Origin of the sequence: Pseudomonas paracarnis, from assembly GCF_904063055.1 — a bacterium.
Lineage (GTDB): Bacteria > Pseudomonadota > Gammaproteobacteria > Pseudomonadales > Pseudomonadaceae > Aquipseudomonas > Aquipseudomonas paracarnis.
In genome coordinates, this window is sequence record NZ_CAJFCN010000013.1 from 68,635 (window position 1) to 88,536 (window position 19,902).

Sequence of the window (19,902 nt, forward strand, 5' to 3'; positions counted from 1 at the left end):
CACAACGTTCATGTTCAACACACGCACACGCATACTGCTCGCTCTCGGCCTGGCGCTCATGAGCCTGCTCAACACCGTACAAGCCGATGAGGCTGCGTCGATCCGCTCGCCGGAATGGGCCCAGCCGGTGGGTAACCAATACAACCTGCATCAAATGACACCCACGCTCTATCGCAGTGCATTGCCGGACGAGCGTGCGCTGCCGCTGTTGCACACGCTCAAGATCGCTACGGTCATCAACTTCCTGCCGGAATCTGATGCGCAGTGGCTCCAATCATCTGATATCAAACAGGTGCAGTTGAGTTATCGCACCAACCACGTCGACGATGCCGACGTGCTGGCGGCGATCAGGGCGATTCAGGCAGCAGAGGCCGATGGCCCGGTGTTGATGCATTGCAAACACGGCGCCGACCGCACCGGCCTGATGGCAGCGATGTATCGGGTGGTGGTTCAAGGGTGGAGCAAGGAGGACGCGCTGAACGAAATGACCTTGGGCGGCTTTGGCAGCAGCAATGGTTTCAAGGACGGCGTTCGCTACATGATAAAAGCTGATGTCGACAAGTTGCGTACAGCTTTGGCGAATGGGGATTGCAGCACCAGCGCCTTTGCGTTGTGCTCAATGAAAGACTGGATCACCACAACGGGCCAGCAAGAGAAAAAATTGTAGGAGCGAGCTTGCTCGCTCCTACAGTGAGTGCGGTTTTAGTCTTTTTTCAGCTTCGGGTTCGGGAAGAACTGCACTGCCTGCACTTTAGGATCCGCCGGCGCTTTCAACGCGGTGGTATTGACCCTAGTGCCCAACTCCTTGGGCACCGACAGGCCTTGATCATTCAGCGTATCGGTATACCCGCAGGCCACGCATTCGCGGTGCGGCACGCTGTTTTCGGTCCACATCTTCAACTTGTCCGGCTCGCTGCACGCCGGGCAGACCGCCCCGGCGATAAATTGCTTTTTGGTGATCACAGGCCCTTCACTCATGCTGCTGCGTCCTCACTCAGGCCGCTGTGGCGCAAGAGTGCGTCAATCGACGGCGCGCGTCCGCGGAAGTCGACGAACAGCACCATCGGTGCCTGGGAACCGCCACGCGCCAGGATGGCTTCACGGAACGCACGCCCGGTCTGGGCGTTGAGCACGCCGTCTTCCTCAAACTTGGAGAACGCATCCGCCGACAGCACTTCGGCCCACTTGTAGCTGTAGTAGCCCGCCGCATAACCGCCGGCGAAGATGTGAGCGAAGCTGTTGGGGAAGCGGTTGTAGGCCGGTGGGCGCATGACCGAGACTTCATCGCGCACGCCTTCAAGCACCTGGGCCACACTGCGACCATCGCCATGGGTGGCGTGCAGTTCAAAGTCGAACAGTGAGAACTCCAGCTGACGCACCATCATCAGGCCGGACTGGAAATTTTTCGCCGCGAGCATTTTCTCCAGCAAGTCCTGGGGCAGGGGCTCGCCGGTTTCGTAGTGGCCGGAGATCAGCGCCAGGCCTTCAGGCTCCCAGCACCAGTTCTCCATGAATTGGCTCGGCAGTTCCACCGCGTCCCACGCCACACCGTTGATACCGGATACGCCGGCATGTTCCACGCGGGTGAGCAGGTGATGCAGGCCATGGCCGAATTCGTGGAACAGGGTGGTGACTTCATCGTGGGTCAGCAGGGCAGGCTTGCCGCTGTCGGCCGGAGTGAAGTTGCACACCAGGTTGGCGACGGGGCTTTGCAGCACGCCATCAACGGTACGGCGGCGGTCACGGGCGCCATCCATCCAGGCACCGCCACGCTTGTTGGCGCGGGCGTACAGGTCGAAGAAGAAACGTCCGACGTGCTCGCCGTTCTCCTTGATCTCGAACAAGCGCACATCCGGGTGCCAGGTGTCGAAGCCTTTAAGCTCGGCGATCTCGATGCCGTACAGGCGCTGCACAATGGCAAACAGGCCGCCCAGCACTTTGTCGATGGGGAAGTAGGCGCGTAGCGCTTCCTGGGACACGCTGTAGCGCTGCTCACGCAGTTTTTCGCCGTAGAAACCGCTGTCCCAGCTTTGCAGATCGGCGCAGCCTTGCTCGGCGGCATAGGCCTTGAGTTGCTGCAGGTCCTGGGCGGCAAACGGCTTGCTGCGCTTGGCCAGGTCACGCAGGAAGCTGAGCACCTGGTCGCTGGACTCGGCCATCTTGGTGGCCAGGCTCAGCTCGGAGAACGACGCATAACCCAGCAATTGGGCCAGTTCCTGACGCAGGTCGAGGATCTGTTCCATCACCGGGCCGTTATCGTTCTGACCGGCATTCGGGCCTTGGTCCGAGGCACGGGTGCAGTAGGCGGCGTACACCTCTTCACGCAGGGCACGGTCCTGGGCGTAGGTCATGACGGCGTAGTAGCTGGGGAATTCCAAGGTGATCAGCCAGCCGTCGAGGCCCTTGGCCTGAGCGGCGGCGGCCATTTGCGCCTTGGCCGAATCGGTCAGGCCGGCGAGGGTGGCTTCATCGGTGACGTGTTTGGTCCAGGCCTGGGTGGCGTCCAGCAACTGGTTGGAGAATTTGCTGCCCAGCTCGGATAGCTTGCTCTGTACCTCGGCGTAGCGTTTTTGCTGCTCCGGCGGCAAGTCGATACCCGACAGGCGGAAGTCACGCAGGGAGTGCTCCAGAATGGTTTTTTGTGCCACATCGAAACCGGCAGCTTCCGGGCTGTTGGCCAGGGCTTCGAAGGCCTGGAACAGCTCACGGTTCTGGCCCATTTCGGTGGAGTAAGCGCTCAAGGCCGGCAGGCACGCCTCGTAGGCTTCGCGCAGTTCGGCGCTGTTGCACACGGCATTGAGATGGCTGACCGGGCTCCAGGCCGCGCCGAGGCGATCATTGAGTTCATCCATGGCCAGGACCAGGCCGGCCCACGTCGGATTTTTACCCTGGCTTTGCAGGATCTCTGCGATTGCCACGCGGTTGTCGGCGAGGATCTGTTCGATGGCCGGCTGGACGTGCTCGGCACGGATCGCCGAGAACGGCGGCAGGTCGTAGGACTGCAAAAGAGGGTTGTTCGCGCTCACGGTGGGCACCTTGGCTGAAGAAACATGTAGAACAAAGATGGGGCCATCTTAATTACAATCAACACCCACCGCAGCTATCAGCACAACAGAGAGAGGCTATCGTGACCCTTCGCACCTATCAGAACCACACGCCGACCCTCGGCGCCGGGGCGTTTGTCGATATTTCGGCGGTGGTGATCGGCGATGTCGAAATCGGCACTGACAGCTCGGTTTGGCCGCTGACCGTGATTCGCGGCGACATGCACCGCATCCGCATCGGTGCGCGCACCAGCGTGCAAGACGGCTGCGTGCTGCACATCACCCATGCCGGGCCGTTCAATCCGCAGGGTTACCCGTTGCTGATCGGCGACGATGTGACCATCGCCCATAAGGTCATGCTGCATGGCTGCACCGTGGGTAGCCGCGTCCTGATCGGCATGGGCAGTATCGTGATGGATGGCGCCGTGGTTGAAGACGACGTGATCATCGGTGCCGGCAGCCTGGTGCCGCCAGGCAAGAAACTCGACAGCGGCTTTTTATATGTGGGCAGCCCGGTTAAACAGATCCGCGCATTGACTGACAAAGAGCGCGCCTTTTTCACCTACAGCGCGGCGAACTACGTGAAGCTCAAAGACCTGCACCTGGCCGAAGGATTCGATCAATGACCCTGCATCACCCCACCGTCCTGTTCGACCTGGACGGCACCCTCACCGACCCGCGCGAGGGCATTACCCGTTCGATCCAGTACGCCCTGGCCAAACTGGGCATTGATGAGCCCGACCTGACCAAGCTCGAACACTTCATCGGCCCGCCCTTGTTGCAGGCGTTCATGCAGTTTTACGCCTTCGACGAGGCCAAGGCATGGGAGGCGGTGAATTTCTACCGCGAGCGCTTCAAGGTTACCGGACTGTATGAAAACCGCGTGTTCGACGGGGTCATGCCGTTGTTGGAAGAGTTGAACAGCCAAGGGCGCCAGCTGTACATCGCCACCTCCAAACCGTGGGAATTTGCCCGCGAGATTGCGCGGCATTTCGACTTTGCCAAGCACTTCAAGGTGATCTACGGCAGCGAGTTGGACGGCACGCGTACCAACAAGGTGGAATTGATCGCGCATTTGATGCGTGAGGAACGACTGGACCCGGCCACCACCTTGATGATCGGTGATCGCAAGCATGACCTGATCGGGGCACGCAGTAATGGTCTGGATTCGGTCGCCGTGGGGTATGGGTTTGGTAGTTTTGAAGAGCTGAATGCCGAGGCGCCGACCTGGCATTTCGAGACGTTGGAGCAGATGCATCAGGCGTTTTTGCAGCGTCCTTGAGACCGCTTTCGCAGGCAAGCCAGCGCCCACAGTTGACCGTATTCTCATGTTGAAAATCGGTCAACTGTGGGAGCTGGCTTGCCTGCGATAAGGCCCTAACGGCCAACCCTCACCAACTGCCTCAACGCCGCCTTACGCTGCTCCACCGGCAGCTCACCCAACTTCTCCACCGCCGCATAAAACCTCACCCAATCCCCGCCTTCCCGCGCAAACAACGCCGCAAACGCCGGCACCCATTGGTCATACAACCCAAACGGCAAAAGCCGCGCGTTATTCATCGGCTGGTTGATCCAGGCGTCATAACGCTTGTCACCACCCCATTGGCTATCGCGCAGGTGCCGGTATTCGCTACGCAACTGCTCGAATTGCGCCGCTTTGGCCCGGCGCATGGCGTCCGCCGCCAACGGCTGCGCGTACAACGCCTCCAGACGTTTGCGGGTATCGAGAATCAGCCGGATAAATTGATCGCGTTGCTTCAACGCCGCATCGCCGACAGGCGCCAGGCCCCGCGCCGCACGCCATTGTCGGGTGCCTTCCTGCTCGACAAAACTGGCATAGGACTCGTTGAACTCGGTGTCGTCCTTCACGTAGAAGCGCTGGTGGGCCAGCTCATGGAAGATCAGCGTGGCGAGGCGCTCATCGCCCCAGCTCATCATCGAACTCATGATCGGGTCGTTGAACCAGCCCAGGGTGGAATAGGCCTCCACGCCACCAATCGACACATCCATGCCCTGCTGCCGCAACAGCGCCGCCTCGCCCCGCGCAGCGCCTTGGTTGTAGTAGCCGCGATAGGCGACGCAACCGGCGATGGGAAAGCAATGGTTCTGTGGTGACAGAGAAAATTCCTGCGTGGCAAAGACATTCCAGACCACATAGGGCCGGCCGATATCGGCATACAGCCGATAACTTTGGTTGTCAGGCAGATGCAGCTGTTCACTGGCAAAGGTTCGGGCTCTCTGCGATTGAGCCAGATGCTCGCGCAGCACTGGCGGGCGAGCAGGGTCGGCGATGACCTCAGCAACCGGCTCCCGGGCCCGCAACAGCTGCCACTGGCCACTCGCCAACTGGCTGTAATAACTGACACTGGAGCAGCCGCTGAGCAGCACAACCATCAGCCCTGGAAGAAAACGCCTGATCATGCCCTGACTGCTCCTGGATGATGGGTTCGCCAGACTATCGCGCTTGCAGGGGATTTTTCCACGGCATGGCGTGTTTATACTCAAGCCTCTCTTTGTGTTGAGTACCTGCCATGCGCCAGCTTGTGCTTCCCCTCGCCGCTGTGTTCCTCAGCGCTTGCGCCTATACCCCCATCCCCCCTGTGGACCCGCAGCAGGCCTGGGTGGATTTCACCACGCCGACACCGGGTTCCAAGTTGGTGATGGCTCAGCGCCTGGACGGGAAAAACCTCGACGACGGGCGCTTTTTTCAAATGCCTCCCGGCCCTCACGAGCTGATGGTGCGCTTTGACTTTGAAGTGCCCGCCGGCGGCGGCCTGGGTGGCCTCAGCCAGATGATGTATCGCACCTGCTTCATGACGCTGCAGTACGACCACTTTCAGGCCGGCCAGCACTATGTGCTGGAAGGGCGATCACTGGCGTTCACGCCCAACATCCGGCTGTACGACTCAACCCGCCAGCTATTGGCCGAAGAGCGCAGCGTGAACTGCATCTGAATCAGTCGTTGTTCTTTTGATAGATGATGCGCTTGGTGCCGTTTTCGCATGAGCCGACAATCATGGCTTCGTCATGGTTCTTGGCTTCTTCGGCGGTGATGATTTCCAGGGTGTAGGACGGAATCGCCTTGGCCTGGATCTTCACTTCGATTTCTTTCCTGAGCTCTTCACAATCTTTTGGCGCGGCCACGGCCGAAGTGGCCAATACACCGCAGATGATTGCCAAGGCAAAACGTTTCATGTGTGGAGCTCCCTGAATGCGCTGCGCACGAGTGTGCGCCTAGGCTGCATGGGCTATTCGACCACATTTTGCAAACACGAGTTCTAATTTAACGCAGCACCAAAAATGTGAGAGCGGGCTTGCTCGCGAATACGCAGTATCAGGCACCGAAGATATCGGCTGATCCACCGCATTCGCGAGCAAGCCCGCTCCCACATAAGATGACTGCTGTGTCAGTTGACCAGCGTGGCATCCAAGGTGATGGTTGCATTCAGCACCTTGGACACCGGGCATCCTTCCTTGGCCTTTTTGCTCAGTTCATCGAACTGCGCCTGGCTCGCGCCTGGAATTTTGGCCTTCAGGATCAGATGCACTGCTGTAATCGCAAAGCCGCCCTCGACCTGGTCCAGGGTCACTTCGGCCTGGGTGTCGATACTGTCAGCCTTGAGCCCGGCGTCGCCAAGAATCATGGAAAACGCCATGGAGAAACAGCCGGCGTGAGCCGCGCCGATCAATTCTTCAGGGTTGGTACCCTTGCCGCCCTCGAAGCGGGCCTTGAAGCCGTAGGGCGCTTCGCGCAGCACGCCGGTTTCCGTGGAAATGGAGCCCAGGCCAGTCTTCAGGTCACCTTCCCAATGCGCGGATGCCTTTTTAACGATACTCATAGCTTTCTCCTCGAACGGTGGTTTTGCGTCGGTAAGGGTTCTGAGGATAGACGCCGCGGCAAAGTTCACTTGTAAGAAAAACCTAGTGATTAAGTAGGAAATTTGGCGGTTACTATTGAATCTCGGGTATATGCCCTCATTGCATAGGGTATGCACATGCAGCGGCAGGTTTTAGCTCGTTTAAAAAAGCCTGTACGCCCTATTGGAGAAGCAGGCTGATGAAATCGCTGTCCGACGTAAAATTCTCGACCCTTGACCTCGTGCCCGTGCGCGCCGACGGCAACCCGGCGCAGTCCCTGCGTAATTCCCTGGACCTGGCCCAGCATGTGGAGAAGTTCGGTTACCACCGTTTCTGGGTAGCCGAGCACCACAATATGGACGGTATCGCCAGTTCGGCTACCTCGGTACTGCTCGGTTACCTGGCAGGCGGCACCTCGACCATTCGCGTGGGTTCCGGCGGGGTGATGCTGCCTAACCACGCGCCACTGGTGATCGCCGAGCAGTTCGGCACCCTGGAAAGCCTCTACCCTGGCCGTATCGACCTGGGCCTGGGGCGCGCCCCCGGTTCCGACCAGATGACCGCCCGCGCCCTACGCCGTGAACGCTCCGGCAGTGCCGATGACTTCCCCGAAGATGTGGCCGAGCTGATGGCCTACTTGGGCCCGCGTACGCCCGACCAACGGGTTATCGCGGTACCGGGGACCGGCACCAATGTGCCAGTGTGGCTGCTGGGTTCAAGCCTGTTCAGCGCGCAATTGGCCGGTGAGCGTGGCTTGCCTTACGCCTTCGCCTCCCATTTCGCGCCGCGCCTGATGCACGAAGCAATTCGCGTGTACCGCAATCACTTCAAGCCTTCGGCGGTGCTGGACAAGCCCTACGTGATGCTCGGCATTCCGCTGGTGGCCGCGGACACCGATGAGCAGGCCGATTACCTGGCCACCTCGGTGTACCAGCGTATTCTCGCGTTGATGCGCGGCCAGAGCCTGGTGCAGCGCCCTCCAGTAAAAACCATGGACGGCCTGTGGTTGCCTCACGAAAAAGACGCGGTGGGCAGCTTCCTCGGCCTGGCCATGGTGGGCAGCCCGGCGAAGATTCGCGGCAAGCTGGAGGTGTTGATCGAGCAGACCGGCGCTGATGAGCTGATTTTTACCAGTGACCTGTATGAGCACGCCGACCGGATTCATTCCTACGAGCTGCTCGCACAAGTGATGAAGGGCTGAAATCCAAGCGAAAAAAACCGACGCACTTGCGTCGGTTTTTATGTCCACAACACGAGATTAACCGCGCTTGTAGGCAATTTCCTTGGTGCCACCTTCGCAGGTGCCAACCACTGTGTGGTCACTTGGCGTAGCACCTTTGTCCACCACTTCCAGCGAATACCCCGAAGCGCCCTTGGCGTCGATTTTCGCTGCGATTTCGCTTTTCAACTCTTCACAAGGCTTGCCCGCCGCCATAGCGGTACCCGCAATGCTCAACAACCCTACCGCTAACAGAAACTTCTTCATCCGTTACTTTCCTTGCGCTGATCAAAAAGAGCGTGCCGACGCTCATCGCGTCGGCACCCGTTGTTTGTAGCGCAGGTTATGGCAATCGGCCAGCGGGCAAAGTTCAACTCTGCCGATCAACTACTGGCAATGCGGAATCCCACTTTGAGCGTGACCTGGAAGTGTGCAGCCTTGCCATCCTTGATGTGACCACGGGTTTCGGTCACCTCAAACCATTCCAGATGCTTGATGCTCTTGTTGGCTTCGGCCAGGGCATTGTTGATCGCGTCTTCGATGCTGGTGGTGGAAGAGCCTACCAGTTCGACTTTCTTGTACGTGTGATGATCACTCATGGCGTTTCTCCTTTAGGTCGTCAATCAAGACTAGCAGCGAATGTGCGTACTGCTTCAGGCGACCGTTGGGAGGCGAAAGTTCAGAATTACTGCACTTTCTGAAACCGGCGCAGTCGGTATCTACACACGCCACTCAATCACTTCAGGAGATGTCCACATGGCCAACACTTCTTTACGCAAAGCGTCGCTGGAAAGCATGGAAGCCGAGATTTCGAGCCTGCTCAAATCTCTGGAGAGCCTCAAGGACGACGCGTCCGATGAGTCGCGCAAAACGCTGAAGGCCTTGAAGAGCAATGCCGAGAACGCGCTCAAGCACTCTCGCCATCTGATCAGCGACGCCTACGAAGAAAGCAAAGTCAAAATCCGCGAAACCAGCGCTGCCACCCGTGACTACGCACAAGAGCACCCATGGACGACCGCTGGCGTCGCCGTGGGCGCGCTGGGCCTGCTGGCGGCTTACCTGCTGTGCAAGCGCGGTGACTGATTGACCGGTTACACCGGTTGACGCAACAGCTCAGCCTTGAGCCATTGCGCCAACTGCCCGGCGCGCCCGTCTGCGGCGCGCTTGGGTAGCCACAACGCCAGGTGCGCCGGGGTTTCACTGAACCCCCACGGCGCCACCAGGCGACCCGCTCGCAGGTCCTCTGCCACCAGCGGTTCTGGCGCAATTGCCACTCCCAAGCCGGCAACCGCCGCTTCCAGTAAATAATACAAATGCTCAAACCCCTGGCCGAGCTTCAGCGCACCGGGTTCGATGCCGTGTTGCCGTGCCCAACTGGGCCAGGCTTGCGGCCTTGACGTGGTGTGAAGCAAGGGTTGCTCCAGCAGTTCCGACGCTGGGGCCTGACGCAGGTGTTCAAAACCGGCGAAGCGGGGGCTCAAGACCGGGCCGATACGCTCGCTGGCCAGTTCATACACTTGCATGTCCGCCGGCCAAGGCGGCTCAGCGAATACCAGCAGGGCATCCAGCCCCGGACGGCGCGGGTCCAGATCGCCTTCGCCCGCCGACAGGTGCAGGCGTAAATCCGGCAAGTCGGCATTCAACCGCCCCAGCCGAGGGATAAACCAACGCGCCAGCAAGCTGCCTGAACAGCCAAGAACGAAGGGCGCATCAGCGCCGCGTTGGGTGAGTTCGGCGCACACGTCGCGCAACCGCTCAAAAGCCTCGCTGCTGGCATCTCGTAGCCTGACGCCAGCATCTGTGAGTTTAAGGCCGCGCCCATCCTTGACGAACAGGCTCACGCCCAAATGCTCCTCCAGTACTTTCAACTGCCGGCTGACCGCACCGTGGGTCACGTGCAATAGCTGTGCAGCCTGGCTGACGCTGTTAAGGCGAGCAGTGGCTTCAAAAGCGCGCAGGGCATTAAGGGGCGGGAGATCACGACTCATCTGTGAGTTTTCCTGACAGGTTACGGCGATCTTATCGGTTTTCAGGCCAGGGCGTCACGAGTAGAGTGACCGCCATTGCCTTTAAACACATTTTTCCTGGAGCGTCCCATGACTCAGTCCCAGACCGATCTACGCAACGGCCCCGACGCCAACGGCCTGTTTGGTGCGTTCGGCGGCCGCTACGTCGCTGAAACCCTGATGCCGTTGATTCTCGACCTAGCCCGTGAATACGAAGCGGCGAAGGTAGATCCGGCGTTTAACGAAGAATTGGCCTACTTTCAGCGCGATTATGTCGGACGCCCAAGCCCGCTGTACTTTGCCGAACGCCTCACCGAGTTCTGCGGCGGCGCCAAGATCTACCTCAAGCGCGAAGAGCTCAACCACACCGGCGCGCACAAGATCAACAACTGCATCGGCCAGATCCTGCTGGCCCGGCGCATGGGCAAGAAACGCATCATCGCCGAGACCGGCGCCGGCATGCACGGCGTGGCCACCGCAACTGTGGCGGCGCGCTTTGGCCTGCAATGCGTGATCTACATGGGCACCACCGACATCGAGCGCCAGCAGGCCAACGTGTTTCGCATGAAGCTGCTGGGCGCCGAGGTCATCCCCGTGGTCGCCGGCACCGGCACCCTCAAAGACGCCATGAACGAAGCCCTGCGCGACTGGGTCACCAACGTCGACAGCACCTTCTACCTGATCGGCACCGTGGCCGGCCCACACCCATACCCGGCGATGGTGCGCGACTTCCAGGCAGTGATCGGCAAGGAAACCCGCACCCAGCTGCAAGCCCAGGAAGGCCGCCTGCCGGACAGCCTGGTGGCGTGCATCGGCGGCGGTTCCAACGCCATGGGCCTGTTCCACCCGTTCCTGGATGACACCAGCGTCGAGATCATCGGCGTTGAAGCCGCAGGCCATGGCATCGAAACCGGCAAGCACGCCGCCAGCCTCAACGGCGGCGTCCCGGGCGTGCTGCACGGCAATCGCACCTTCCTGCTGCAGGACGACGACGGCCAGATCATCGACGCCCACTCGATTTCCGCAGGCCTGGACTACCCCGGCATCGGCCCGGAACACGCCTGGTTGCATGACATTGGCCGCGTCCAATACACCTCGGTAACGGACGACGAAGCCCTGGAAGCCTTCCACAAATGCTGCCGCCTGGAAGGGATCATTCCTGCCCTGGAAAGCGCCCACGCCCTGGCTGAAGTATTCAAGCGCGCGCCAAACTTGCCCAAGGATCATCTGATGGTGGTCAATCTCTCGGGCCGTGGCGACAAAGACATGCAGACCGTGATGCACCATATGGAACAGTCCAAGCAGGAGAAACACTGATGAGCCGCCTGCAAACGCGCTTTGCGCAACTTAAAGAACAAAACCGCGCCGCCCTGGTGACCTTCGTCACCGCTGGCGACCCCGGCTATGACACCTCGCTGGCGATCCTCAAGGGCTTGCCGGCCGCTGGCGCCGACGTGATCGAACTGGGCATGCCCTTCACCGACCCGATGGCCGACGGCCCGGCCATTCAACTGGCCAATATCCGCGCGCTGGCCGCCAAACAGAACCTGTTGAAAACCCTGCAGATGGTTCGCGAGTTCCGCCAGGACAACAACGACACGCCGCTGGTGTTGATGGGCTATTTCAACCCGATCCATAAATATGGCGTGTCGCAGTTCATTGCCGATGCCAAGGCAGCTGGCGTCGACGGCCTGATCGTGGTGGACATGCCCCCCGAGCACAACGGCGAGCTGTGCGACCCGGCCCAGGCCGCAGGCATCGACTTTATCCGCCTGACCACGCCGACCACCGATGATGTGCGCCTGCCTACTGTGCTCAATGGCAGCTCCGGGTTTGTGTATTACGTGTCGGTCGCCGGTGTTACCGGGGCGGGCGCCGCCACTCTGGAACACGTCGAAGAAGCCGTGACCCGCCTGCGCCGTCATACCGACCTGCCGATCAGCATCGGCTTTGGTATCCGCACACCGGACCAGGCAGCGGCCATCGCACGCCTGGCAGACGGGGTGGTAGTGGGTTCGGCGCTGATCGATCACATCGCCACGGCCAAGAACGACCAGCAAGCCATTGATGGCGTACTGACCCTGTGCGCGGCGCTGTCGGAAGGTGTTCGCAACGCACGCAAGTAAACTGCACAACGACCGCAGCTCATACGCTAGGCTTCAAAGGAGGTGGGCATGTCGCCCACCTCCTTTTTTATCGCACTTCGTGCCCTTTGCCGTCTAACCACCTTCGCAAGTCCTGCAGTCCTTGCCCCTCGGTCGTTAAGTTAGCCGCATCAGAAGTCATTCTTGTCTCTTTAAGGAGTACATCATGGCATTTGATCTCGTCACGGTTTCAGACCGTCGTCACTCAGCCCTACAAAAAGGCTTCAACCTGCGCTGGCCCTTGGGAAACGTGCAGGGCCAGTCGTCGACCAAGGGCGCCAATCTGATTTACCTGTGCCGCAGCCCGCAAGACATCATGGACGCCGCCGCCCAGGCATTGGCCCTGCCCAATGGGCGCATCACCGTACGCAGCGGCGGTCATTGCTACGAAGGGTTTGTCGCCAACAAGATGCCCGACAGCCCGCATGAGGTGCTATCGATCCTGGATATCAGCGCGCTGAACCGAGTGGTCTACGATGCCAGCGGCCAGATCGGTTCCGAGCTGAATCCCACGCAGCCCTTTCGCTACCGCTTTCGCCTCGAGGCCGGCAGCCAGGCCTGGGACAGCTATAGCGCGTTGTACAAGCAAGCCAACAAGACCCTGCCCGGCGGCTCATGTTACTCAGTGGGCCTGGGCGGGCACATTTGTGGTGGCGGCTACGGGCTGCTGTCGCGCAAGTATGGACTGGTGTGTGACTGGCTCAGCGGGGTCGATATCCTGGTGCCTGACAGCCAAGGCAAAGGGCTCGAACCGCGCCATGTCAGCCGGGACAGCACGCAACAGGACGAATTGGACCTGTTCGCCGCCTGCTGCGGTGCGGGGGGTGGGCAATTCGGCATTATCACCAGCTATTACTTCGAAGACCTGCCACCGGCCCCCAAAGAAGTACTGTGGCTGGTGTTGGAATGGGATTGGTCAGTACTGACCCAGGATGCACTGAACAATCTGCTGGCGGCTTACCAGCTATGGTTTGCCAGCCATCAGAACAACCCGGACACCTGGGGCCTGGCGACCAAACTGGAAATGCGCCACGAGCACACAGGCAATATCACCCTGGGCATCCATTATGTGGACAAGGAGGGTGAGCTGAACGACCTTGCGCCCTTCGATGATTTTGTCGACAAGATGCTCACGGCCATCGGCTTACCTGCCACCGAGTCGCTGGTGCCGTTTCATGTGGTCCATTTGCCGCCTGGCACAGCCGGCGGGCGCCCCATCGACTCAGTGTCATCCGCCCAGGCTGCGGCGCGGCGCCTGGATTGGCTGGCGTGCCAGCAAACATTGAATGGTTCGGGAGACAATCAGCGTGGGCGCTACAAATCGGCCTATCAGAAAGGTGGATTCAGCCCTCACGTATTAGAGGCCATCTGGCGGGCCTTGACCTGGCCAGACCCAGACAACCACCTGACACAAAGCCTGATCCAGATCCAGTCCTTCGGCGGCCAGATCAACGCCGCCAGTGCGCCCGTACGCAAGGAGTCGTCGGCCGCCCAGCGGTCGTCCTTCCTCAAGTGGCAACCCCAATGTTACTGGCACGGCGACAGCGCCGCTGCGGACCAAGTCCATGCTGACTGGATCCGGGGGCTGTACTTCAACGCGTTTGCCGACGCTCAAGGCGTGCCGCTCAACGATGCGTTCGAAGGCTGCTACATCAATTATCCCGACCTTGACATGACTTACAAAGGAGGTAACCCGGCCAACGGCAAAAACCCCCAGTGGTACAAAATCTTCTTTCCCGATCTGATGATCGAAAGCCGCTTGCGCCGTACCAAGCAGCGCTGGGACCCGCACAATATATTTCGCAACGAGATGTCGGTGCCGTAGAACAAAAAAAGGCGACCCGAAGGTCGCCCTTTTTACAGCTCGATCCGCTCGACTTTGCCGACCAGCAATATGTAGGAAAGCGCACCGAGCAACGCCAAGACCGCGATATAGGTGATGGCCGGCGCAAACGATGAGCCACTGGCCAGAAAGCCAATCACGATAGGTGTGGCAATCGCCGCCAGGTTGCCAATGAAGTTGAACACCCCGCCGGTCAGCCCCAGCAGACGGGCAGGCGCCAAGGTCGACACCAACGACCAGGTGATCGACGCCAGGCCATTGCCGAAAAACGCCACCGCCAGAAACGCGATGACCCACCCCGTCGATTCCACGTAGTTGGCCCCGATGATCGCCGTGGAAATCAGCAGCCCGCTGATGATCGGTAACTTGCGCGCAAAGCCCACTGACGCCCCACGCCGAATCAGCCAATCGGAAAACACCCCCGAACACAGCACGCCCACAAACGCGGCCAGGAACGGCAAGGAGGCCAGCAAGCCAGACTGGATAAAGTCCATGCCGCGATATTTCACCAGGTACGTCGGGAACCAGGTCAGGAAGAACCACAGCGTGGAGTTCAGGCAAAACTGGCCCAGGTAGATGCCCCACAGCTTGCGCTTGCTCAGCACGATGCCGAGGTCGGTCCAACTGAAGGGTGCCTTGACGGTTTTAGCCTGCATGTCCACCAGCCCGCCACCGTCGCGGATCAGTTGGACTTCGGCTTCGTTGACGCCTTTGAAATCCTTGGGCTCGCGGTACACCGCGTACCAGATCGCCGCCCACAGGATGCCGACGCCCCCGGTCACCACAAACACCATGTGCCAGCCGTACTGGTGCTGCAGCCACGCCAGTACCGGAGTGAGGAACGCCAGGCCGACGAATTGCCCGGAGGTATAGACGCCGATAGCCGTGGCACGCTCGCGCTCGGGAAACCAGGTGGTGACCACACGGCTGTTGATGGGATAGGCCGGCGCCTCCAACGCGCCCACGGCCATGCGCAGCACGAACAGCGCGATAAAGCTGGCGGCGAAACCTAGCATCACGGTGGCAATCGACCACAGCAGCAGGGCGGCCGTGTAGAGAATGCGCGGCGGCACCCGATCTACCAGCCAGCCACCCGGGATTTGCATGGCCGCGTACGTCCAGCCGAAGGCAGAGAAAATCAGCCCGACTTGCACCGGGTCGATCCCCAGCTCGCTGGTCAGCGCGGGCGCGGCAATCGACAGGTTGCTACGGTCGAGGTAGTTGATGACCACGGTGATGAACAGCAGCACCATGATGAAAAAGCGCTTTCTGCTAGGCGTGACTAAAGAAGCCTGCCCGGTGAGGGATTCAGGGTGCATGGGGGTGCCTCTTTTTATATTTGTTGAGGAAGGAACGCGCTCAATGTGGGAGCTGGCTTGCCTGCGATGGCGGCATGAATGGCACCGCTGCGGTGACTGGCCCACCGCCATCGCAGGCAAGCCAGCTCCCACATTTTTAGCGCGTTTCAATCAAGTGGAAATCACCACTCGGCAAAGCTGCCATCGGCATGGCGCCAGATCGGATTGCGCCAGCGATGGCCGATGGCCGCGCGCTCAACCACATACTCCTCGTTGATCTCAATGCCCAGACCTGGGCCGTTGGGGATCTTCACAAAGCCCTGGTCATAGTCGAATACGCCTGGATCACGCACATAGTCGAGCAGATCGTTGCTTTCGTTGTAGTGAATACCCAGGCTCTGCTCCTGAATAAACGCGTTGTAGCAAACCGCATCCAGTTGCAGGCATGCCGCCAAGGCAATCGGGCCCAGCGGGCAGTGCAGGGCCAAGGCCACGTCGTAGGCTTCGGCCATGTTGGCGATCTTGCGGGTTTCGGTAATCCCACCGGCGTGGGAGGCGTCCGGCTGAATGATGTCGACGTAGCCTTCGCTGAGCACCCGCTTGAAATCCCAGCGCGAGAACAGGCGCTCGCCCAGGGCGATCGGCGTACTGGTCAGCGGCGCCAGTTCTTTCAGTGCTTCGTAGTTTTCGCTCAGCACCGGCTCTTCAATGAACATCAGTTTGTATGGGTCGAGCTCTTTCATCAGCACCTTGGCCATCGGCTTGTGCACGCGGCCATGGAAGTCGACGCCGATACCCACGTTAGGGCCGACCGCATCGCGCACGGCAGCGACGTTGGCCAGGGCCAGGTCGACTTTTTCGAAGCTGTCGACGAACTGCAATTCTTCGGTGCCGTTCATTTTTACCGCCGTGAAGCCACGCGCTACGGCCTCTTTGGCAGCACGGGCGGTGTCGGCGGGGCGGTCACCGCCGATCCATGAGTACACGCGAATTTTGTCACGCACCTGGCCGCCCAGCAGATCGCTGACCGACACACCGAGGGCTTTGCCCTTGATGTCCCACAACGCTTGGTCGATACCGGCGAGGGCGCTCATGTGCACCGCGCCGCCTCGGTAGAAGCCGCCGCGATAGAGCACGGTCCAGATATCTTCGATATTGCGTGGGTCTTTGCCGATCAGGTAGTCGGACAGTTCTTCGACGGCGGCGGCCACCGTGTGAGCGCGGCCCTCGACCACCGGCTCGCCCCAGCCGGTCACACCCTGGTCGGTTTCGACCTTGAGGAAGCACCAGCGCGGCGGAACGATAAAGGTCGTCAGTTTGGTGATTTTCATCTCTTGTCTCTCTTATAGATGCAGCGCCTGTGGGCGCGGAATATGCTCTCAGCCGAGGGCTTTCCAGGCGGCGACATAAGCCTGGGCACGGCTCGCAACCTGATCCACTGTCATGCCCGGCTTGAACAGCCCGGAACCCAATCCGAAGCCCTTGGCGCCGGCGTCGGTAAACACCTGCATGTTGTCCGGGGTGATGCCGCCCACCGGCAGCAGCAATGTGCCCGCCGGCAATACCGCCAGCCATGCCTTGATCACTGAAGGGCCCATCTGCTCGGCCGGGAACAGCTTCAACACATCGGCGCCTTCGGCCAGTGCGGCAAAGGCTTCGGTAGGCGTGGCTACCCCAGGCGACAAGTACAGGCCCGCCGCTTTGGCGGCACGCAGCACCTTGGCATCGCTGTGGGGCATGACGATCACCTGGCCTCCGGCGGCCTTGACCTGTTCGACCTGCTCAGGCGTCAACACCGTGCCGGCACCGATCAGGCAATCGGCGGGCAAGCTGTCGCGCAGGATGCGGATGCTGGTGTAAGGGTCTGGCGAGTTGAGCGGCACTTCGATCACGCGAAACCCCGCGTCGTACAGCACCTGGCCGACCGCCTGGGCTTCGTCGGGGCGTAGGCCGCGCAGGATGGCGATCAAACCGTTTTGTGCGAGTGCTTGCTTGAGCATGTCAGGCCTCCAGTACAGGTCGAATGAGCCCGGCGGCTTGCGCCAGTTGCCACAGGCCACGCTCAGTGGCTTCTTGCGCCAGGCTGACGTGGGCAAATCCGCAAAGGGCGAGGGCGCGTTGATAGCGGGCGCAAAGTGCAGCAGCGCCGACCAGGATGATCGGCTGATGTTTGGCCGAATCTGGCAAGCCGGCGAGCTCATGGCCGATGAGCAGGCCAGACAGGTAATCGGGTTGCTGGTCGGGCGCCAGCTGCGCGGTCAGCCCAAGGGTACGGGCACTGAACAGGGTCGAAAGTACGCCACGCTGACCATCGTTGGACAGCGCCACGCGCACGCCTCGATCAAACGCCTCGGCCTGGAACTGCTCGCTCGCCTGCTGGGTACGCCCCAGGATGCTGTGCTTGCTCAACACCGCAAACACTTCGCCAGTCATGAAGGTATCGAAATGGGTAATGCGGCCTTCCACCACCTCGACCCATTTGGAATGGCTGCCGGGCAGGCCGATCAACACCTGGGGCCCTAGCCCTTGCAGTACGCCGAGCACTTGGGTTTCTTCGCCACGCATGACATTAGGCAGACCCACTTGCTCGATCACCCCCGGCACGATATGCACCTGCACCCCGCGCAGGCTGCGTATGCCATGCAACGCCTGGCCGAGACTGGCGACATCCACGGGCGTGCTGCGATAGGCCGCCTCGCTCCAACCCTGTGCGCTGCCGACCATGCCGCAAGCGATCACCGGCAGCTCGGGCTGGGCATCAAGCCAATCGCCACAGGCGCTATCGAACGCCAGTTCAAAGCCATCGGTGCACAGCACACCGGCTATTTCCCGGGACGCTGTGGGCAAATGCATGATGCCCGTAGCCAGCGAGCGCTGTTCCAGCACAACCCCCGCGGGGCCGAGTTTGTAAGCACGAAGGGAGCTGGTCCCCCAATCGAGCGCGATCAATTGCGCCTGCATCGCTTCACCTGAAATGAGTGGGTGCTGAAAAAAGCAGATGGGCGAATATAAACCTAGGGCGCGGAATATCTCAATATATAAATATCAATCCCATATAATGAGACAAGACAAGATTAATTCTACAACTCATCCTGTTTTTACTTAGGGAAAGACGCAGGATTATCGGGTAGGAAAGGCTAAAAAATAGACAGGTCCAGTTCGCGCATCGCACCCATCCAGATGGCGTAATCGGTGTGGTCCTTGAGGTCGTCACCGGTTTCAGGGTGCAGGAACACCACCAGACCATTGCGATGCAGCGCCAGCCACGGCAACACCACGCCGATATATTCCGGCTCGAACGCCAACTGGCAACTCCAATCCGGGTGCGGGCCCACGGGCCGCTCGTGCACGCGGCCCATGCGCAGCGGGAACAACTTGGCGGCGTCTTCACAGAGCGTGCGCGCCTGCTCGATCGTGCTGGCATCGAAGTAGATATGGGCGTGGTAGCCCTTGATACGTTGCATGGCAGACTCCGGTTCCACTGTGCGCCGATCCTAGACCGCAATCGACGGCAGGGCCAGCCCGGTCAACGACTGCGCACTGCTGGCCTGTTCCGCCACCAGCCACTCGACAAATCGGTCCACCAACTGCCCACGGCGTTTGCGCTGGGGCTGCACCACGTAATAGCCCAAGCGCGACGTCACCGTGTGGCTGATCGGCCGGCACAGCCAATTCTGCTCCAGCAGGTTATCCACCAGGTGGCGCCAGCCGATGGCGACGCCCTGGCCGGCAATCGCGGCCTGGATCAGCAAGGTGTAGTTGTCAAAGCGCAATTGCCCAGGGGTCGGCGCAGCCGTGATACCCAATTCACGGAACACGCCATTCCAGTCGAACCACTGGCTGTTGTTTTCCTGGCGCAGGTGCAGCAACGGGCAGTCTTGCAAGGTCTGCACCGTCAGGGGCGCGACCTGCTCCTTGAGCCACTGCGGGCTGCACACCGGGAACACTTCCTCATTGAACAACCACAGGCTTTCGCCCTGCTTGAAACGGCCATCGCCAAACAGCACCGCCACATCAATATCGCTGCGCAGCGTGGCGTGGTTGCGCTCACTGGTGACCAGGCTGACATCCACCTGCGGGTTGGCCTGGTGAAAGCGATGCAGGCGTGGCATCAGCCAATAGGCGGCGAAGGCAAAGTCGGTGGCGACTTGCAGCACTTCATGCTGGCTTTGTTGAGTGATGGCGCCGAGGCCCTGATTGATGTTCTGCAGGCCGCCTTGCACATGCTCGAACAGCAGGGCGCCAGCGTCGGTCAGTTCGATGCCGCGGTAAATGCGATCAAACAGGCGGATCGCCAGTTGCTCTTCAAGGCGTTTGATTTGCTGGCTGACCGCCGGTTGGGTGGTACCCAGCTCCATCGCGGCCGCGGTGAAACTGCGATGACGCGCCGCCGCCTCAAAGGCGCGCAGCAAATCGAGAGAGAGGCCACCCAACGCTTCATACATAAGCTCAACTTATCCTAGTCATTGCTGTGCATGGGCTTTACCCCA

General features: G+C 60.4%; 23 protein-coding genes. 9 read left to right on the plus strand and 14 right to left on the minus strand.

Going from position 1 to position 19,902, the window contains the following annotated elements:
• The first annotated feature begins 10 nt into the window (after positions 1-10).
• The gene (locus tag JMV15_RS22965; RefSeq protein ID WP_038448359.1) at positions 11-667 is read left to right on the plus strand and encodes a dual specificity protein phosphatase family protein; all 657 of its coding nucleotides are present in this window, start codon (positions 11-13) and stop codon (positions 665-667) included.
• Positions 668-702: 35 nt separating this feature from the next.
• On the opposite strand, the gene JMV15_RS22970 is transcribed toward JMV15_RS22965, so the two are convergent.
• Positions 703-978 carry a YheV family putative zinc ribbon protein gene (locus tag JMV15_RS22970; protein WP_014716315.1) on the minus strand — a complete coding sequence of 92 codons (276 nt, stop codon included), beginning with the start codon at positions 976-978 and terminating at the stop codon, positions 703-705.
• On the minus strand, positions 975-3,026 hold the full coding sequence (gene prlC / locus JMV15_RS22975; RefSeq protein ID WP_014716314.1) for an oligopeptidase A: 2,052 nt from the start codon (positions 3,024-3,026) through the stop codon (positions 975-977). Before prlC ends, JMV15_RS22970 begins: the two co-directional genes overlap by 4 nt.
• A 101-nt stretch (positions 3,027-3,127) precedes the next feature.
• Between prlC and JMV15_RS22980 the strand changes: the two genes are divergently transcribed.
• Together JMV15_RS22980 and JMV15_RS22985 are read left to right on the plus strand one after the other, a co-directional pair.
• Positions 3,128-3,670, plus strand: coding sequence for a gamma carbonic anhydrase family protein (locus JMV15_RS22980; protein WP_038448357.1), 543 nt, complete (start codon positions 3,128-3,130; stop codon positions 3,668-3,670).
• Entirely contained in the window at positions 3,667-4,326 is a 660-nt protein-coding gene (locus JMV15_RS22985; RefSeq protein WP_038448355.1) for an HAD family hydrolase, read from the plus strand. The genes JMV15_RS22980 and JMV15_RS22985 overlap by 4 nt, the downstream gene beginning before the upstream one ends.
• A 95-nt stretch (positions 4,327-4,421) precedes the next feature.
• Here JMV15_RS22985 and JMV15_RS22990 read toward each other — a convergent pair whose 3' ends face one another.
• Positions 4,422-5,465, minus strand: coding sequence for an aminopeptidase (locus tag JMV15_RS22990; protein WP_038448353.1), 1,044 nt, complete (start codon positions 5,463-5,465; stop codon positions 4,422-4,424).
• 110 nt (positions 5,466-5,575) lie between these two features.
• Here JMV15_RS22990 and JMV15_RS22995 point away from each other — a divergent pair, with 110 nt between their 5' ends.
• Positions 5,576-5,998 carry a PA0061/PA0062 family lipoprotein gene (locus JMV15_RS22995; RefSeq protein WP_014716310.1) on the plus strand — a complete coding sequence of 141 codons (423 nt, stop codon included), beginning with the start codon at positions 5,576-5,578 and terminating at the stop codon, positions 5,996-5,998.
• Position 5,999: 1 nt separating this feature from the next.
• Here the strand turns inward: JMV15_RS22995 and JMV15_RS23000 are convergent, their stop codons facing one another.
• Entirely contained in the window at positions 6,000-6,239 is a 240-nt protein-coding gene (locus JMV15_RS23000; RefSeq protein ID WP_003187312.1) for a DUF1161 domain-containing protein, read from the minus strand.
• A 212-nt stretch (positions 6,240-6,451) separates the two neighbouring features.
• Positions 6,452-6,883, minus strand: coding sequence for an OsmC family protein (locus JMV15_RS23005; protein ID WP_003187311.1), 432 nt, complete (start codon positions 6,881-6,883; stop codon positions 6,452-6,454).
• Between the two features lie 218 nt (positions 6,884-7,101).
• Between JMV15_RS23005 and JMV15_RS23010 the strand changes: the two genes are divergently transcribed.
• A complete protein-coding gene (locus JMV15_RS23010; protein WP_014716309.1) occupies positions 7,102-8,103 on the plus strand; it encodes an LLM class flavin-dependent oxidoreductase in 1,002 nt (333 codons plus the stop codon).
• A gap of 57 nt (positions 8,104-8,160) precedes the next feature.
• Here JMV15_RS23010 and JMV15_RS23015 read toward each other — a convergent pair whose 3' ends face one another.
• Positions 8,161-8,388 (minus strand): DUF1161 domain-containing protein, encoded by a 228-nt coding sequence (locus JMV15_RS23015; RefSeq protein ID WP_014716308.1) that lies wholly within the window; start codon positions 8,386-8,388, stop codon positions 8,161-8,163.
• 116 nt (positions 8,389-8,504) lie between these two features.
• Positions 8,505-8,720 (minus strand): dodecin, encoded by a 216-nt coding sequence (locus JMV15_RS23020; protein WP_005783406.1) that lies wholly within the window; start codon positions 8,718-8,720, stop codon positions 8,505-8,507.
• Between the two features lie 157 nt (positions 8,721-8,877).
• Here JMV15_RS23020 and JMV15_RS23025 point away from each other — a divergent pair, with 157 nt between their 5' ends.
• Positions 8,878-9,204, plus strand: a complete 327-nt coding sequence (locus JMV15_RS23025) for a DUF883 family protein (protein ID WP_003187304.1) — start codon at positions 8,878-8,880, stop codon at positions 9,202-9,204.
• Positions 9,205-9,212: 8 nt separating this feature from the next.
• On the opposite strand, the gene JMV15_RS23030 is transcribed toward JMV15_RS23025, so the two are convergent.
• Positions 9,213-10,109, minus strand: a complete 897-nt coding sequence (locus JMV15_RS23030) for a LysR family transcriptional regulator (protein ID WP_019816921.1) — start codon at positions 10,107-10,109, stop codon at positions 9,213-9,215.
• A 108-nt stretch (positions 10,110-10,217) separates the two neighbouring features.
• Here JMV15_RS23030 and trpB point away from each other — a divergent pair, with 108 nt between their 5' ends.
• The 3 genes from trpB (at position 10,218) to JMV15_RS23045 (ending at position 14,096) form a co-directional block, all read left to right on the plus strand.
• Positions 10,218-11,444: a tryptophan synthase subunit beta gene (trpB, locus tag JMV15_RS23035; RefSeq protein ID WP_014716306.1), complete on the plus strand. Its 1,227-nt coding sequence runs from the start codon at positions 10,218-10,220 to the stop codon at positions 11,442-11,444.
• The gene (trpA, locus tag JMV15_RS23040) at positions 11,444-12,253 is read left to right on the plus strand and encodes a tryptophan synthase subunit alpha (RefSeq protein ID WP_014716305.1); all 810 of its coding nucleotides are present in this window, start codon (positions 11,444-11,446) and stop codon (positions 12,251-12,253) included. Before trpB ends, trpA begins: the two co-directional genes overlap by 1 nt.
• A gap of 184 nt (positions 12,254-12,437) precedes the next feature.
• Positions 12,438-14,096: an FAD-dependent oxidoreductase gene (locus tag JMV15_RS23045; RefSeq protein WP_038448347.1), complete on the plus strand. Its 1,659-nt coding sequence runs from the start codon at positions 12,438-12,440 to the stop codon at positions 14,094-14,096.
• Positions 14,097-14,128: 32 nt separating this feature from the next.
• Here the strand turns inward: JMV15_RS23045 and JMV15_RS23050 are convergent, their stop codons facing one another.
• The 6 genes from JMV15_RS23050 to JMV15_RS23075 all read right to left on the minus strand — a co-directional run bounded on the left by JMV15_RS23050 (position 14,129) and on the right by JMV15_RS23075 (position 19,857).
• Positions 14,129-15,433, minus strand: a complete 1,305-nt coding sequence (locus JMV15_RS23050; RefSeq protein WP_038448346.1) for an MFS transporter — start codon at positions 15,431-15,433, stop codon at positions 14,129-14,131.
• Positions 15,434-15,594: 161 nt separating this feature from the next.
• Positions 15,595-16,743: a galactonate dehydratase gene (gene dgoD, locus JMV15_RS23055; protein WP_003187297.1), complete on the minus strand. Its 1,149-nt coding sequence runs from the start codon at positions 16,741-16,743 to the stop codon at positions 15,595-15,597.
• A gap of 48 nt (positions 16,744-16,791) precedes the next feature.
• Entirely contained in the window at positions 16,792-17,412 is a 621-nt protein-coding gene (locus JMV15_RS23060) for a 2-dehydro-3-deoxy-6-phosphogalactonate aldolase (RefSeq protein ID WP_014716302.1), read from the minus strand.
• A gap of 1 nt (position 17,413) precedes the next feature.
• A complete protein-coding gene (locus tag JMV15_RS23065) occupies positions 17,414-18,373 on the minus strand; it encodes a 2-dehydro-3-deoxygalactonokinase (RefSeq protein WP_038448344.1) in 960 nt (319 codons plus the stop codon).
• A gap of 176 nt (positions 18,374-18,549) precedes the next feature.
• A complete protein-coding gene (locus JMV15_RS23070; protein ID WP_014716300.1) occupies positions 18,550-18,876 on the minus strand; it encodes a DOPA 4,5-dioxygenase family protein in 327 nt (108 codons plus the stop codon).
• A 30-nt stretch (positions 18,877-18,906) separates the two neighbouring features.
• Positions 18,907-19,857, minus strand: a complete 951-nt coding sequence (locus tag JMV15_RS23075; RefSeq protein WP_038448342.1) for a choline sulfate utilization transcriptional regulator — start codon at positions 19,855-19,857, stop codon at positions 18,907-18,909.
• Between the last annotated feature and the right edge of the window lie 45 nt (positions 19,858-19,902).

Bases quoted from the DNA above. Each gene is read 5' to 3' on its own strand.
- JMV15_RS23020 (WP_005783406.1), bottom strand. From the start codon at position 8,720: ATGAGTGATCATCACACGTACAAGAAAGTCGAACTGGTAGGCTCTTCC.
- dgoD (WP_003187297.1), bottom strand. From the start codon at position 16,743: ATGAAAATCACCAAACTGACGACCTTTATCGTTCCGCCGCGCTGGTGC.
- JMV15_RS23025 (WP_003187304.1), top strand. From the start codon at position 8,878: ATGGCCAACACTTCTTTACGCAAAGCGTCGCTGGAAAGCATGGAAGCC.
- JMV15_RS22965 (WP_038448359.1), top strand. From the start codon at position 11: ATGTTCAACACACGCACACGCATACTGCTCGCTCTCGGCCTGGCGCTC.
- JMV15_RS22995 (WP_014716310.1), top strand. From the start codon at position 5,576: ATGCGCCAGCTTGTGCTTCCCCTCGCCGCTGTGTTCCTCAGCGCTTGC.
- JMV15_RS23060 (WP_014716302.1), bottom strand. From the start codon at position 17,412: ATGCTCAAGCAAGCACTCGCACAAAACGGTTTGATCGCCATCCTGCGC.
- JMV15_RS23030 (WP_019816921.1), bottom strand. From the start codon at position 10,109: ATGAGTCGTGATCTCCCGCCCCTTAATGCCCTGCGCGCTTTTGAAGCC.
- JMV15_RS23050 (WP_038448346.1), bottom strand. From the start codon at position 15,433: ATGCACCCTGAATCCCTCACCGGGCAGGCTTCTTTAGTCACGCCTAGC.
- JMV15_RS23005 (WP_003187311.1), bottom strand. From the start codon at position 6,883: ATGAGTATCGTTAAAAAGGCATCCGCGCATTGGGAAGGTGACCTGAAG.
- JMV15_RS23000 (WP_003187312.1), bottom strand. From the start codon at position 6,239: ATGAAACGTTTTGCCTTGGCAATCATCTGCGGTGTATTGGCCACTTCG.
- JMV15_RS23070 (WP_014716300.1), bottom strand. From the start codon at position 18,876: ATGCAACGTATCAAGGGCTACCACGCCCATATCTACTTCGATGCCAGC.
- trpA (WP_014716305.1), top strand. From the start codon at position 11,444: ATGAGCCGCCTGCAAACGCGCTTTGCGCAACTTAAAGAACAAAACCGC.
- JMV15_RS22990 (WP_038448353.1), bottom strand. From the start codon at position 5,465: ATGATCAGGCGTTTTCTTCCAGGGCTGATGGTTGTGCTGCTCAGCGGC.
- JMV15_RS23075 (WP_038448342.1), bottom strand. From the start codon at position 19,857: ATGTATGAAGCGTTGGGTGGCCTCTCTCTCGATTTGCTGCGCGCCTTT.
- trpB (WP_014716306.1), top strand. From the start codon at position 10,218: ATGACTCAGTCCCAGACCGATCTACGCAACGGCCCCGACGCCAACGGC.
- JMV15_RS22985 (WP_038448355.1), top strand. From the start codon at position 3,667: ATGACCCTGCATCACCCCACCGTCCTGTTCGACCTGGACGGCACCCTC.
- JMV15_RS23015 (WP_014716308.1), bottom strand. From the start codon at position 8,388: ATGAAGAAGTTTCTGTTAGCGGTAGGGTTGTTGAGCATTGCGGGTACC.
- JMV15_RS23065 (WP_038448344.1), bottom strand. From the start codon at position 18,373: ATGCAGGCGCAATTGATCGCGCTCGATTGGGGGACCAGCTCCCTTCGT.
- JMV15_RS23045 (WP_038448347.1), top strand. From the start codon at position 12,438: ATGGCATTTGATCTCGTCACGGTTTCAGACCGTCGTCACTCAGCCCTA.
- JMV15_RS23010 (WP_014716309.1), top strand. From the start codon at position 7,102: ATGAAATCGCTGTCCGACGTAAAATTCTCGACCCTTGACCTCGTGCCC.
- JMV15_RS22970 (WP_014716315.1), bottom strand. From the start codon at position 978: ATGAGTGAAGGGCCTGTGATCACCAAAAAGCAATTTATCGCCGGGGCG.